Source organism: uncultured Ruminococcus sp. (assembly GCF_937915125.1).
In the GTDB taxonomy this organism is placed as follows: domain Bacteria; phylum Bacillota; class Clostridia; order Oscillospirales; family Ruminococcaceae; genus Ruminococcus_C.
The window spans coordinates 1-12,450 of record NZ_CALDMP010000044.1 but is presented as its reverse complement, the minus strand read 5'-3'; the positions used below and the strand labels follow the sequence as shown (position 1 = coordinate 12,450).

General features: G+C 51.7%; 13 protein-coding genes. 2 read left to right on the top strand and 11 right to left on the bottom strand.

Annotated features, from left to right (window positions below; translation table 11 throughout):
- Positions 1–144 precede the first annotated feature (144 nt).
- The 3 genes from Q0418_RS04830 to Q0418_RS04820 form a co-directional block, all read right to left on the bottom strand.
- A complete protein-coding gene (locus tag Q0418_RS04830; protein ID WP_298482764.1) occupies positions 145–669 on the bottom strand; it encodes a flavin reductase family protein in 525 nt (174 codons plus the stop codon).
- A gap of 241 nt (positions 670–910) precedes the next feature.
- Positions 911–1,684 (bottom strand): sporulation transcription factor Spo0A, encoded by a 774-nt coding sequence (gene spo0A / locus Q0418_RS04825; RefSeq protein ID WP_298482763.1) that lies wholly within the window; start codon positions 1,682–1,684, stop codon positions 911–913.
- 157 nt (positions 1,685–1,841) lie between these two features.
- Positions 1,842–2,420 (bottom strand): hypothetical protein, encoded by a 579-nt coding sequence (locus Q0418_RS04820; RefSeq protein WP_298482761.1) that lies wholly within the window; start codon positions 2,418–2,420, stop codon positions 1,842–1,844.
- Positions 2,421–2,716: 296 nt separating this feature from the next.
- On the opposite strand from Q0418_RS04820, the gene spoIVB reads away from it, so the two are divergent.
- Positions 2,717–3,928: a SpoIVB peptidase gene (gene spoIVB / locus Q0418_RS04815; protein WP_298482759.1), complete on the top strand. Its 1,212-nt coding sequence runs from the start codon at positions 2,717–2,719 to the stop codon at positions 3,926–3,928.
- Between the two features lie 509 nt (positions 3,929–4,437).
- Here spoIVB and Q0418_RS04810 read toward each other — a convergent pair.
- The 7 genes from Q0418_RS04810 to Q0418_RS04780 form a co-directional block, all read right to left on the bottom strand.
- Positions 4,438–4,701 carry an HPr family phosphocarrier protein gene (locus tag Q0418_RS04810; protein WP_295213931.1) on the bottom strand — a complete coding sequence of 88 codons (264 nt, stop codon included), beginning with the start codon at positions 4,699–4,701 and terminating at the stop codon, positions 4,438–4,440.
- A gap of 267 nt (positions 4,702–4,968) precedes the next feature.
- The gene (trmD, locus tag Q0418_RS04805) at positions 4,969–5,664 is read right to left on the bottom strand and encodes a tRNA (guanosine(37)-N1)-methyltransferase TrmD (protein ID WP_298482756.1); all 696 of its coding nucleotides are present in this window, start codon (positions 5,662–5,664) and stop codon (positions 4,969–4,971) included.
- Positions 5,654–6,163 carry a ribosome maturation factor RimM gene (gene rimM, locus Q0418_RS04800; protein WP_298482754.1) on the bottom strand — a complete coding sequence of 170 codons (510 nt, stop codon included), beginning with the start codon at positions 6,161–6,163 and terminating at the stop codon, positions 5,654–5,656. Before rimM ends, trmD begins: the two co-directional genes overlap by 11 nt.
- 96 nt (positions 6,164–6,259) lie before the next feature.
- Entirely contained in the window at positions 6,260–6,493 is a 234-nt protein-coding gene (locus tag Q0418_RS04795; protein WP_295213936.1) for a KH domain-containing protein, read from the bottom strand.
- A 283-nt stretch (positions 6,494–6,776) separates the two neighbouring features.
- Entirely contained in the window at positions 6,777–7,019 is a 243-nt protein-coding gene (rpsP, locus tag Q0418_RS04790) for a 30S ribosomal protein S16 (RefSeq protein ID WP_298482753.1), read from the bottom strand.
- A 126-nt stretch (positions 7,020–7,145) separates the two neighbouring features.
- Positions 7,146–8,552 carry a signal recognition particle protein gene (gene ffh / locus Q0418_RS04785; RefSeq protein WP_298482751.1) on the bottom strand — a complete coding sequence of 469 codons (1,407 nt, stop codon included), beginning with the start codon at positions 8,550–8,552 and terminating at the stop codon, positions 7,146–7,148.
- 24 nt (positions 8,553–8,576) lie between these two features.
- Positions 8,577–8,936 carry a hypothetical protein gene (locus Q0418_RS04780; protein ID WP_298482750.1) on the bottom strand — a complete coding sequence of 120 codons (360 nt, stop codon included), beginning with the start codon at positions 8,934–8,936 and terminating at the stop codon, positions 8,577–8,579.
- A gap of 339 nt (positions 8,937–9,275) precedes the next feature.
- On the opposite strand from Q0418_RS04780, the gene Q0418_RS04775 reads away from it, so the two are divergent.
- Positions 9,276–9,803 (top strand): SCP2 sterol-binding domain-containing protein, encoded by a 528-nt coding sequence (locus Q0418_RS04775; RefSeq protein WP_298482748.1) that lies wholly within the window; start codon positions 9,276–9,278, stop codon positions 9,801–9,803.
- Positions 9,804–10,114: 311 nt separating this feature from the next.
- Here Q0418_RS04775 and Q0418_RS04770 read toward each other — a convergent pair whose 3' ends face one another.
- On the bottom strand, positions 10,115–12,151 hold the full coding sequence (locus tag Q0418_RS04770) for a lectin like domain-containing protein (RefSeq protein WP_298482746.1): 2,037 nt from the start codon (positions 12,149–12,151) through the stop codon (positions 10,115–10,117).
- Positions 12,152–12,450 lie beyond the last annotated feature (299 nt).

Sequence of the window (12,450 nt, the reverse complement as noted above, 5' to 3'; positions counted from 1 at the left end):
GCCAGCATTTTTGAAAAATTGCTGGATCAAAAAACTTCATTGCCGCCTGCGGCGTTCGGAACCGGAGAGATTTCCTCAGAATTGTGCATTCAAAAAGGCCTCCGCCGTGTTGGGCGAAAGCCTTTTTTACGTATATTCTCTTGGTCAGCGCATACGCTCATAATAAGCGATCACTTCGCCCACAAATTCCCGGTGCATCGGGTCGGAGCTATACCACTTCTCATATGTCTCCGGCTTCACAAAACCATCCTGCTGCAGCATGGATGTATAAAGCTTGCGGCAGATAAACACCCGGCGTGCCTGCGCAAATGTAGTCGTTCCGTCCAGGAGAACGGGCTGTAATCCGGTTTCCTTTGCCTTATCACAGTCCCGGCCGGAATGGGAACCGCAGAATTGCAGTGCCGGCTTATAACCCGGATCAAAAAATGTGACCGTGAACAGTTCGTTCCGATCCAGATATTCTAATGTATGACGATTTGTACGCACAACACAGTGAAAGGATGGTTTCCCCCAGATTTCACCCATGGCACCCCAGGACGCTGTCATGGTGTTATACTCTTCCGGTATTCCGGCGGTGAGCAGATACCATTCCTTACCGATCATGGTAAACGGATTGCACATCAGTTCGCTGAGATCCGTCTTTTTAAAAAACATGTTTCCATCAGTCATAAAATCAGTTCCTTTCGCATAAAATAATCGTATGGCATCCTTCTCTGTTCTGCCACAATTCTATTTTACCACAATAAAGCCGCAGACTGCATGAAAAATATGTAAAAGGTATACAGATCCCATAGCGGCATATCTCTCGGCACACATTCTGTTCATTCACTCTGTCTCTTTTTCATTCTATGCAGATGATCCGGTTTTTATTCTGCGCAGAGCGACTTCTCCCCGGCGATTTCCGGAAAGATCAGCCCCGGCGCTGTTCGCCGCTTCTGCCGTACTGGAGACGAAGCTTGTCTGTCAGCAGTGCAATAAACTCGGAATTGGTAGGCTTTCCCTTGCAGTTGTTCACGGTATAACCAAAGAAGGAGTTGATGGTATCCAGATCGCCCCGATCCCATGCGATCTCAATGGCGTGACGGATGGCACGCTCCACACGGGAAGAGGTGGTGTCGAACTGCTTTGCCACAGTGGGATAGAGCATTTTTGTGACACTCTCCAGCAGTGCCTGATCCTCGATAGATGCCAGGATCGCTGCACGCAGATAGTGATAGCCTTTGATGTGTGCAGGCACGCCCAGCTGGTGGATCATATCGGTGACAACGATCTCCAGATCCTCACGATCCGTACACTTTGCCGGCAGCATAGTCTTAGACATAAGACCCATGATCCGGTTTCCGAGGACAGAAATATCAAAGGGCTTCAGCATGAAATATGATGCACCTTTTTCCATGACCTGGCGTTCAATGAATTCATTTTCATAGGCAGATGTGATGATGAATGCCGGTGCCTGCTCCAACGTCTGAGATTTCTCAAGGATCTCTATGGCGTCCATGTTCGGCAGAATCGCATCCATAACGACAACATCGGGTTTATCATTCCGGATGGCATCCAGAATTACCTTTCCGTCTCTGCGCCGTGTCACGACGTAGAGACCCAGAGACCGCAGCTCATTGGCACAGGCTATGCCGTACTCAGCGCTGTCGTCTCCAATCAGGACTTTTATTTTTTTGTTGTCCATTTTGTTACCTCCTGTTTTTTTGTTCTACCTTACAATTTTACCACATTCCATGGGGAAATTGCAAGCCGGAATCCTGTCGAAAAACAAAATTTCACGGAAAATATACAGAAATTTTTGTAAAATATAAGTAAATTCCTACCATATGGAAATATTTGTTCTATTTTTTATGGGAATCCCCCAGTACAGAAGGTGCTTTTCTGGATTCCTGGTGTTTTTGACGATTCCGCCGCATTTTGTCATCTATGGAGAAGAACTGGACAAGCGCCAGTGCCGCAAGACTGCCGTATACCACAAGGGTAGGGAGAATTTCCATGCGGTAGAGCGCATCCGCAGGCATGTCCATGATCTTGCTGTAGAATCCGCTGTCCGCCGCATAGGACGAAACACGGTACAATGGGATCATACAGAGGAGAATGCCCACAGTGCCCACGCCAATGCCTGCCCAGTTCATCCAGCGGCGGCGGTGCACCAGGACAAGCACTGCACCCACGGTCAAAAAGACGGACGCCGCGATCATCATCTGTCCATAGCCCACAAATTCCAGAGGCCAGCTTTCTCCGGCTCTGGCGTTGCGGATCCAGCCCAGTGCACAGCCCAGATCTATCACCCAGCAGCAGACAATGCCGGTGAGGATGAGCAGAATGCGCAAAAAAATACAGATGCCCTTCTGAGCACGGCGGCGGCGATATTGTGCGGCGGTCTGCATTCCCGTTTTTGTTTCCTCACGTTGTTTCATATGTTCCATATTCCTTTCCCATGATGCCGGATTCCGGCGCATTCGCCGACCCACACCAGTATTTCTTCCGCTGCTTTGCAGGTATGGCTTCCTTGCTTTTACGCTGATAAACTCCCGGAAGACAGCGCAATATAATTGCAGTTCCCCATGCGGATCATGTGTGAATTTTTGTTTCTTGGTGTATTACCCCTCCACCGCCTTTTGGCGGTTCCCCTCCCCTTTCGTGGAAGGCATTATAACAAAAATCCCCACATCCTCACGCATTCGGTCATCTCAAAAGAAAGCAGGGATTTTTCATGATACAATGGATTCGACGAACGGCGGCTGCCGGGGCTGCCGTACTTCTTTCGATATATGGTGCAGCTGCCTATTACGCCTGGCAGCTGCCGGACAGCTATTATATTCCCACAGACGGCACGCTGCAGGTTGACACCATGCTGCACATCTCCGCCGCGCCCTCCGATCACACGGCGGTACAAGCTGCCACAGACAGCGCTCCTGGTACAGAAACTGCCTCGCTGCAGCTCTTCGGCATTGTTCCCATCAAGGACGTGGAAGTGCAGGAGATCGAACGCCCGATGCTCGTCCCATGCGGTCAGGCATTCGGCATCAAGCTGCGCATGGAGGGTGCCATGGTAGTGGGCATGGACAGTGTGGAAACCACCTCCGGTGACCGCTGTCCGGCACAGGAGGCAGGGCTTCAGACCGGCGACCTCATCCAGAAAGTGAATGGACAGGCGGTGGACTCCAATGCGTCCCTGCAAAATGCCATTGCCGCTTCTAAAGGCGACACAGTCTCTGTGACATACGTCCGGGGTGCGGAAACCTGCACCTGTACCCTCAGTCCGGCATTCGCCGTGGACGACAACCGCTATGAAGCCGGGGTATGGGTGCGTGACAGCAGCGCCGGCATCGGCACCATTACCTTTTATGACCCGGAGACCGGCAGCTTCGGCGGTCTGGGGCATCCCATCTGCGATACGGACACCGGGGACATTCTGCCCCTTGGTTCTGGTGATGCAGTGGCGGCTAACATTTCACAGGTTATCCGGGGCACTTCCGGCAGTCCGGGGATGCTCCAGGGCAGCTTCAGAGACGAAGTCCCCATGGGTGAGCTGCTGTGCAACAACCGCTGCGGCGTGTTCGGTACACTGTACGAGAACCCGTCCGAAGAAGAAGCCATCCCCATGGCATTCAAGCAGGAGATACAGACGGGCGAAGCCCAGATTCTCTGCACCGCCTTGGGTGATACACCGAAGGCATATGACGTGGTGCTGGAGGAGATCGACTACAGCGGCACGGACAGCACGAAAAATATGACCATCCGTGTGACAGATCCGGAACTGCTGGAACGCACCGGCGGTATTGTTCAGGGCATGAGCGGCAGTCCTATCCTCCAGAATGGGATGCTGGTAGGGGCTGTGACACACGTTTTTGTGGACGACCCCACCTGCGGCTACGCCATTTTCTGTGAAAATATGGTGCGATACGGTCTGTGCGGCAGTTAAGGCAATACCGTACAAAGCCGTCAAGCGCTCTTTGTGCGGTGTTGCCTTAAAGCAAAACATGTTTCTTTCCCATTTTCAAAAAGGCAGCCTGGCAATGAAGTTTTTTGATCCAGCAATTTTTCAAAAATGCTGGCAGAGTCCAGGGACAGCGTCCCTGGTCGCCGCCCGCAGGCGGCGAAACACCCTGCGCCGTACTTTCGGCGCGCGGAGAGGGTGGTGAGAAAAAGCGACAGCTTTTTCGAGGCGGGGCGAACAAGACCGCCCCGCCTTGTAAAGCCGTTTCAGTAAGTGAAATTTTGGAAACGTCCCGGTGGGACGTTTCCAACGTTCTTCCAACAATCCAACAAAAACAAGAATAAAAATCAAACAAACCCACGGGCGAACAATGTTCGCCCCTACATTGGAACCACAATCCCAACCCCGATTCGGGAAAATTCGCAGATTGACAAAAAAACCTCACGGCAGGACGATACCTGTACCGTGAGGTCTATTTTTGTGTCAGCCGCAGCTTAGTCGCTGAATCCACTCTCTACCAGCTCAACCAGAGAATTTACTGCGATCTGTTCGTCAGAACCGTCAGCAATGATCTTGATATCAGTGCCGCCCACAATACCCAGGGACAGAATGCCCAGCAGGCTCTTTGCGTTTACACGGCGCTCTTCCTTTTCGATCCAGATCGAAGCCTTGAATTCATTGGCACGCTGAATGAAAAATGTAGCCGGTCTTGCGTGAAGTCCAACCTGATTCTGTACCGTTACTTCTTTTACATACATAATAAAACTCTCCCATCTTTGGAATGATGCAATCTCTCACATCAATCGTTGGCTTTATTTCTACCATATCCCCATTATACAGGTTTTTCCTGATAACGTCAACGTATTTTTTGCAACAAATCCCCTATTTTCCGGAATTTTCTACGTGTTGACTTAACCGGTCTCCCTTTTTTTCTCAAAGTTTGTGGAACATGACAACAATGCCAAACGAAAAAAACGTGAATTGCCGTCCTACCACATTTTATTCAAATTCGACAAAAAGTTCTGCTACTTTTTGTCCAAATAGCGAGTATACAGATCCGGACGCTGTATCTTTGTCACTTCCAGACTTTGTGCAAAACGCCAATCTGCAATATTTTTGTGATGTCCCGTCAGAAGTACCGGCGGCACTTCCTTGTCGTGCCAGACTGCCGGGCGGGTGTACTGGGGATATTCCAGCAGTCCTCCGAAGTGGCTCTCATCCTCAAAGCACTGGGATTCCGGCAGTACCCCCGGCAGCATCCGTGCCACGGTATCAATCAGCACCATTGCCGGCAGCTCGCCGCCGGTGAGTACGTAGTCTCCAATGGAGATCTCTTCGTCAATGATCTCGTCCAGAATGCGCTGGTCTACACCTTCATAATGCCCACAAAGAATAAAAATATGCGGCATTGCCGACAATTCCAAAGCACGCTGCTGGGTGAGTACGGCGCCCTTTGGTGACATATAAATTCTATGCGGTTTCGTGCCCGTTTGTGCGCAGACAGCCTCATAGCAGCGGTAGATGGGATCCGCCTGCATGACCATGCCTCTGCCGCCGCCGTAGGGCACATCGTCCACCCGGCGGTGCTTGTCCAGGGTATAATCCCGGATATTCCAGCACTGGATGGACAGGCAGTCGTTTTTTCTGGCTCTCCCCAGAATGCTCTCCGAAAGTACGCCCTCACACATTTCCGGGAACAAAGTCGCTACATCAATCCGCATCGAACAAGCCCTCCAGTGGACGAATCCGCATGACGCCCGACGCCAGATCCGTTTCCAATACCACATCGGGGATTGCCGGGATCAGTACGGTCTTTCCCGTTTCGTCCTTGACCTCGTAAACATCGTTTGCCCCGGTCTGGAGCACGTCCGTCAGCTTGCCGTAGCTTTCGCCACTGTCGGCGTCCAGCACTTCCAGACCAATGAGATCCTGGATAAAGTACACGCCTTCTTCCAGTTCCACCTCGTCCCGATCCATATAGAGCACCTGATTACGAAGCTTTTCCGCTTCTTCCACAGTTTTCACGCCCTTCAGATGGAGCAGCACGTTATTTTTTTGCAGCCGTGCGGCAGTGACCTCCATGGGCTTGTATTCCTTGCCCAGATAGAGTGTGTCAAATTCGCACAAAAATTCCGGATCATCGCACCAGGGCACGACTTTGACATCGCCCCGCAGTCCATGGACATTGACGATCTTTCCGATCTCAAGATATTGTTTCATGTTGCGTAACCTTTCCCATATAGATATAGAATGTAGTATTACATTCCCTTGTATACAACAACAGGCGAACGCATCCGTCCGCCTGTTTTCGTTTGTTTAATCGATCTCTACAGCGATCTTCTGATTGTTCTTTGCAGCCCCGGCACGCATGATCACGCGAATCGCCTTTGCGATACGTCCCTGCTTGCCGATGACACGTCCGGTATCCTCCGGTGCTACGTGCAGATGAAAGACGATCACGCCTTCTTCGTTAGGTGCATCCTCTGTGACTTCAATTGCCGACGGGTCTTCTACCAGTCCAGCAACGATAACTTTCAGCAGTTCCTGCATTTGTGATTCCTCCTTTTTGGATTCGGGAAAACATTGCTCCACTGGTCAGCTGTACAACTCATATGGTAAAGCATTCTGAAATCTACATCGGCAGGCGGATGATATCCGCCCCTACAATTGCGCCTGTATTCAAGATATTTTCTTACAGAACACTCTGTATCCCACAGCTCACCGGCGGAGCAATCACTGTGCCATACATCGACGGCACACCCCGCACTCGGACAGACTCTGGGCAATACCGTACAAAGCCGCCAGGCGCTCTTTGTGCGGTGTTGCCTCTGGATTAGAGTACGCCTTCCTTCTTCAGGATCGACTTTACGGTATCGGTCGGCTGTGCGCCGTTTGCCAGCCAGGTCTTTGCCTTGTCAGCGTCCAGGCTAACAACAGTCGGCTCCTTGGTCGGGTCATAGTAACCGATCTCCTCGATGAAGCGGCCATCTCTCGGATAACGCTCATCTGCTACAACAATACGATAGAACGGAGCCTTCTTTGCACCCATTCTTCTCAGTCTGATCTTTACTGCCATTTTGATTTCACCTCCGTGTGTTGTTCAGGCTTTTCGCCCATCTATGTCCAGCAGTTTCCTGCAGGATTGCATTTTACATTCTCGTAGGGAACAACCTCCGTGTCGTTCCCTACGAGTTTATCTGGATTATTTTTTCGGCATCAGCCCCGGGGGAATGCCCGGAATATTGCCGTTCTGCATCTGATCCAGATTCATGCCTGCCAGCCGCTTCATGGCACGGCGGTTCATCTTGCCGCCCTTGCCGGGTTTGCCGCCAAGCTGTTTCATCATCTTCTGCATCTGGTCGAACTGCTTCAGCAGCCGGTTCACATCCTCCACCTTGGTACCGCTTCCGGCAGCGATTCTGCGCTTCCGGGAGGGATTGATAATGGAGGGCTTTGCACGCTCTGCCTTTGTCATGGACGTGATCATGGCTTCAATGCGGACGAACTGTCTTTCGTCAATATCCACATCTTTCAGCTTATCGCCCACGCCGGGGAGCATATTCATAATAGACCGGATGGAGCCCATTTTCTGGATCTGGCGCAGCTGATCCAGCAGATCGTTCATATCGAACTTGTTCTGTTCCAGCTTTTTCGCCATTTTTTCGGCATCCTTCTGGCTGATGGTACTCTCCGCTTTTTCAATGAGGGTCAGCATATCGCCCATGCCCAGGATACGGGACGCCATGCGCTGGGGGTGGAACTGTTCGAAATCATCCAGTTTTTCACCCATGCCCACATATTTGATGGGCTTACCGGTGACAGCCAGTACGGACAGTGCCGCACCGCCTCTGGTGTCGGAGTCCAGCTTGGACATAAGCACGCTGTCAATGCCCAGGGCATCGTCAAATGCCTTTGCCACATTCACCGCATCCTGACCGGTCATGGCGTCCACCACCAGCATGATCTCGTTGGGGTTGGTCAGTTCCTTGAGGTCTTTCAGCTCATCCATGAGCGCCGTGTCGATATGCAGACGGCCGGCGGTATCCAGGATCACCACGTCATTGCCGTGATCCTTGGCGTGCTTCATTGCCTCCTTGGCAATGATCCGTGGATCGATCTGTCCCATTTCAAAGACCTTCACCCCGGCACGCTCGCCCACTACCTGCAACTGGTTAATTGCCGCAGGACGGTAGATATCGCACGCCACAAGCAGCGGATAATGTCCCTCTTTTTTCAGCATTTTTGCCAGCTTTGCGGAATGGGTGGTCTTACCGGAGCCCTGAAGGCCGCACATCATAATGACACAGGGCGGCTTCGACGGGAACTGGATCCGGGCATTTTCATTGCCCATGAGATTGCACAGTTCTTCGTTGACGATCTTGATGACCTGCTGTGCCGGTGTGAGACTGGAGAGCACCTCTTCGCCCACGGCACGGTCAGAGACCTTTTTCACGAAATCCTTGACAACCTTATAGCTGACATCCGCCTCCAGCAGTGCCATACGTACTTCACGCATAGCCTCCTTGACATCGCTCTCCGTCAGCTTTCCGTGGGATTTCAGCTTCTTAAATACCTGATTCAGTTTTCCGGAAAGTCCTTCAAATGCCATGATATCCGCCTCCTTTGCCCGTGGTCAGAGCAGCTCCAATCCCTGGTGTACTGCCTCCATTGCACTATGACAGGCACGCTGCACTGCGCCGTTTTCCCCGGCTGCGCCGGAAATGGTCTCCAGTGACGCTGCAATCGTCGCATAATTCTCACGCAGTGCGTTCAGACGTGCAGCAAACTGGAGTTTCTCCTCCATTTCCAGCAGCACCTGTTCGCCCCGTTTGATGCCGTCACGCACACCCTGACGGGTGATGCCGGCGATCTCTGCGATCTCGCTCAGAGAGAGATCGGCGCAGTAGTACAGCTCTGTGAGCCGGTACTGGTGGGGCGTCAGGAATTCGCCATAGCAATCCAGCAGCATGGCAAACCGCAGATCCTTCGCCATCTCACCGTCTCCTCTCCATACCTGTAAAAGCAATCTGCTTTACAAGTATACCCGATTTTTTGCCCCTTGTCAAGTCTTTCTTTATCGTGAAACTGCACAAATCTGCATTCGGATTTTCTACTGTTTATCAATATATTTGCTTATTTTTCACGCTTTATCCTTATTTCCCTTGACATCTTCCAATTTTTCGCCTATAATAACAAAAGTAACATGAAACAAAACCCGGATATTTCCAGAGACGCTGCGGCGAATCTGGAAAATGAGAACCGTTGCCTCTTATCCGGTTTCCGAACAGCAACGCCGTGCGGCAGTGTGCCGCATTAGAAAGGATTGACAAAAATGACTTTTGAAGAAATGTTTCAGCAGGCAAAGAGCGCTCTGACCCAGGCAAGTGCCGCAAAGGTAACAGAGCACGTTGCTGTACAGTTCAACGTGACCGGCGAGGGCGAGGGCGTCTTCTATGCAGAGATCGCAGAGGGCACTCTGGCAGTTGAGCCTTATGATTATAAGGACAATGACGCTGTTCTCACGGCTGATTCCGCTGCGCTTCTGACCGCGCTGAAGAATGCTGACACTGAAAAGCTGAGTCTGGAAGGAAACAGCGAAAAGATCGCTGTATTCCGTTCTGTTCTGGCAACACTGCCGGCACCGAAGAAGACTGAGTCGAAGCCGGCTGCAAAGGCTGCTGCGCCGAAAAAGGCAGAGACAAAGACTGCTGCACCGAAGGCAGCTACAGTAAAGCCGGCAACTGCTGCTGCAAAAAAAGCTGAGGCAAAGCCGGCGGCAAAGACAGTTGCAGAAGCACCGAAGACTGCTGCAAAGACAACGACAACTGGCAAGAAGACTTGCGGACGCAAAACAAAGTAATGATTTTTCATCCGTAAAAAGAAAGCGGACAGACATCGCGAGGTGTCTGTCCGCTTTCTTTGTAAATGCACATGCGCCGCAGGCGGCAATGAAGTTTTTCCTTGACTGCTCGTCTATCTTAAAGGCAATACCGCACAAAGATTGTGCGTCAGACGTACTCTACGAGCATAAACTTTGTCAGATTTTTCGTCAGATGAAACAAAAAGCGCAGTGAATACTTTGTGTATTCACGAGCATTTTTGTGAAATATGACGGAAAAGATGCAAGCATATGACGTGCAAAGCCGGCAGGCGCTCTTTGTGCGGTGTTGCCTAAATATCCTCCCATTGGGCATCGCCGCCCACAGAAGCTGTGGCATAATACAGCAGAATATCAAAGGCATCCTCTGTGGTAAGGCTACCATCCTTGTCCACATCTGCCGCTGCCGCCTGAGCACTGCGGAGCTCCGAAAGGGAACCCACCGACATTGCCGCATATGCCTTTAACGTCAAGTAGGCATCCTGGCTGTCCACCTTTCCATCCTCGTCCACATCGCCGCGGGTATAGACCGCATTGGCATACATCAGCTGAGGATACGCCGCCAGCCCTGCCTGCTCCAATCCGCCCAGGAGATTCTTTGCAGCGTTGTCGATCTCCTGCTGCGAAGCATCCGCTTCCAGCCGCTGCGCCTCTGCATACGCCCTCTGATACAGTTGATTCGTGTTGCTGTCCGGTTCGCCCAATGCCAGGGCGGCATCCAGCTGATTCCGGTTTGTCTCCGGGGTATCCTCGCTGACGATCGCCTTGATGGCGGCATTTCCCATATTCTGATAAGGTCTCTGTCCGCTGGAATTTTCCATTTGCCGCAGATCCAGCACATCTGTCCACTGCCCCGCGGAATTCTGCACGTAACTCTGTCCCGAAAGAATCTGACATTTCCGGGCAAGTCCGCTGCTTTTCGGTGCATTGGATTCAAAGGCAAGATAGAGCAGCGAATCCCGGTCTGAAATATCCCTCAGTTCCACCACCACAGAAAACCGTTCGCCCTTTTTCAGCTGCACCTGTTTCCCCAAAAGGGAAACATTTTTATAGCCCCCATACTGCACAGTTCCCGACTGGGTGCAAAGCTTCGTGCCGTCTGTGGGAGACTGGGCATCCTTGTCCAGGGCACACACCGAAATGGTATAGGATGCACTCTGAGGATTGTTCACCACCATGGGGAACATGACTTCCTCCAGCGTTCCATCCGATTCCGCAGTGAATACATTTGCCGCCGCAGCGCATGACAACCCTGTATAGGCAACGCTGCCGTCGTATTGATATTTGGTCACATGCTCCGCAGCTTCTTTCATATGGAACACGGCAAATTCACACAGAGAGGGTTCCTCATAGGACATCCAGAAATAGCCCTCATAGGCATCGTTGTCGCCCCAGCTGTTTCGCACCAACCATGCGCCGTCCTTGCTGGGCTGGCTGCCGGGACGAAAATTGGTTCTGGAATAGTTGTCGTCCCATCCCACAATGAGCACCGCATGATCCGCATCGTCCGCAGAATGTGCCGTCTGGTAATAGGCATAGGATGTATCATTTTCATAGAATTCGTTCTTGGAATAAAAAGAAACACTCACGGCGCCTGTATTCATGAGCCAGCTTTTCACGTTCTTCTCATAGCCTGTGGTCTTGTTCCAGATCATATCCGAGCTTTCCATGCGATAATATGAGGTATACCGCTGGTATTCTGAATAGCCGTTTTTCCAGGTATCCATGGAGAGATTCTGCTCCAGCTGCACGCCGATCCCGGCAGCAAGGGCAAAGCCGGCAATACCGGAATTGCCGCCGCCGGTGCCTTTGCCGTCCATGATGACATAATCACCGCTGGTGAAATCTCCCGGCAGGTTATGATTCGTAAAGGGATACCACCCCAGAGACGCTTCGGAGAGGTTCAGCTCGCCCTTTTCGTCTTTCCAGGTATCCGGAATTTCCAGCCCTTGTTTCATAATATTGGATTCACAGGCACCCAGCGCCGCATATGCCCAGCAAAGTCCCGTATTGCCCTGGTTTTTCACCGAGGTCACATAGCATTCGCCGTCCACATCCAACAGGTTGTAGGACGAGGGCAGGGACGATGCCTGGCGCAGAGCCGTGTCAGGCTCTGTAGATTCCTCTTCCGGCGCTGCCGCCGTCTCCCCGGAGGGTACCAGCAGACCGCCGTTCTGCTTCCAGGTCACCTCTGCCAGATCGCCGTCAAATATATGGTTCTCTTCCGGCGTAACCGCAGCTGCATGGGACAGCTGCATCCACGGCAGACAGCCCAGTGATAACAGCACCGCCATCCCCCGGCACAGCCGCCGGAATATACTCTTTTTCATAAGCCCCTCCTAGTCTGTCGGGTAAATTGTGTAATAATGTAGATTTGTTTCCATTGTATCATATTTTTCGACAATCGTCAACTGTTTTTCAGCAGGATTCATGGGAATCATTTTTCTTGTTTTATTCTATGAGATGTACCATTGTAGTACTCTGTCACATCTAAAAATGTTTCCTATCCGTTTTCAAAAAGGTTGCTTAGGCTGCTGGTCCAGCTGAGCACAGCTGGCGAGGTCCAGGGCGAGTAGCCCTGGCAGAGTCCAGGGACAGCGTCCCTGGTCGCTGTCCGCAGACAGCGAAA

Bases quoted from the DNA above. Each gene is read 5' to 3' on its own strand.
- Q0418_RS04830 (WP_298482764.1), bottom strand. From the start codon at position 669: ATGACTGATGGAAACATGTTTTTTAAAAAGACGGATCTCAGCGAACTG.
- spo0A (WP_298482763.1), bottom strand. From the start codon at position 1,684: ATGGACAACAAAAAAATAAAAGTCCTGATTGGAGACGACAGCGCTGAG.
- Q0418_RS04820 (WP_298482761.1), bottom strand. From the start codon at position 2,420: ATGAAACAACGTGAGGAAACAAAAACGGGAATGCAGACCGCCGCACAA.
- spoIVB (WP_298482759.1), top strand. From the start codon at position 2,717: ATGATACAATGGATTCGACGAACGGCGGCTGCCGGGGCTGCCGTACTT.
- Q0418_RS04810 (WP_295213931.1), bottom strand. From the start codon at position 4,701: ATGTATGTAAAAGAAGTAACGGTACAGAATCAGGTTGGACTTCACGCA.
- trmD (WP_298482756.1), bottom strand. From the start codon at position 5,664: ATGCGGATTGATGTAGCGACTTTGTTCCCGGAAATGTGTGAGGGCGTA.
- rimM (WP_298482754.1), bottom strand. From the start codon at position 6,163: ATGAAACAATATCTTGAGATCGGAAAGATCGTCAATGTCCATGGACTG.
- Q0418_RS04795 (WP_295213936.1), bottom strand. From the start codon at position 6,493: ATGCAGGAACTGCTGAAAGTTATCGTTGCTGGACTGGTAGAAGACCCG.
- rpsP (WP_298482753.1), bottom strand. From the start codon at position 7,019: ATGGCAGTAAAGATCAGACTGAGAAGAATGGGTGCAAAGAAGGCTCCG.
- ffh (WP_298482751.1), bottom strand. From the start codon at position 8,552: ATGGCATTTGAAGGACTTTCCGGAAAACTGAATCAGGTATTTAAGAAG.
- Q0418_RS04780 (WP_298482750.1), bottom strand. From the start codon at position 8,936: ATGGCGAAGGATCTGCGGTTTGCCATGCTGCTGGATTGCTATGGCGAA.
- Q0418_RS04775 (WP_298482748.1), top strand. From the start codon at position 9,276: ATGACTTTTGAAGAAATGTTTCAGCAGGCAAAGAGCGCTCTGACCCAG.
- Q0418_RS04770 (WP_298482746.1), bottom strand. From the start codon at position 12,151: ATGAAAAAGAGTATATTCCGGCGGCTGTGCCGGGGGATGGCGGTGCTG.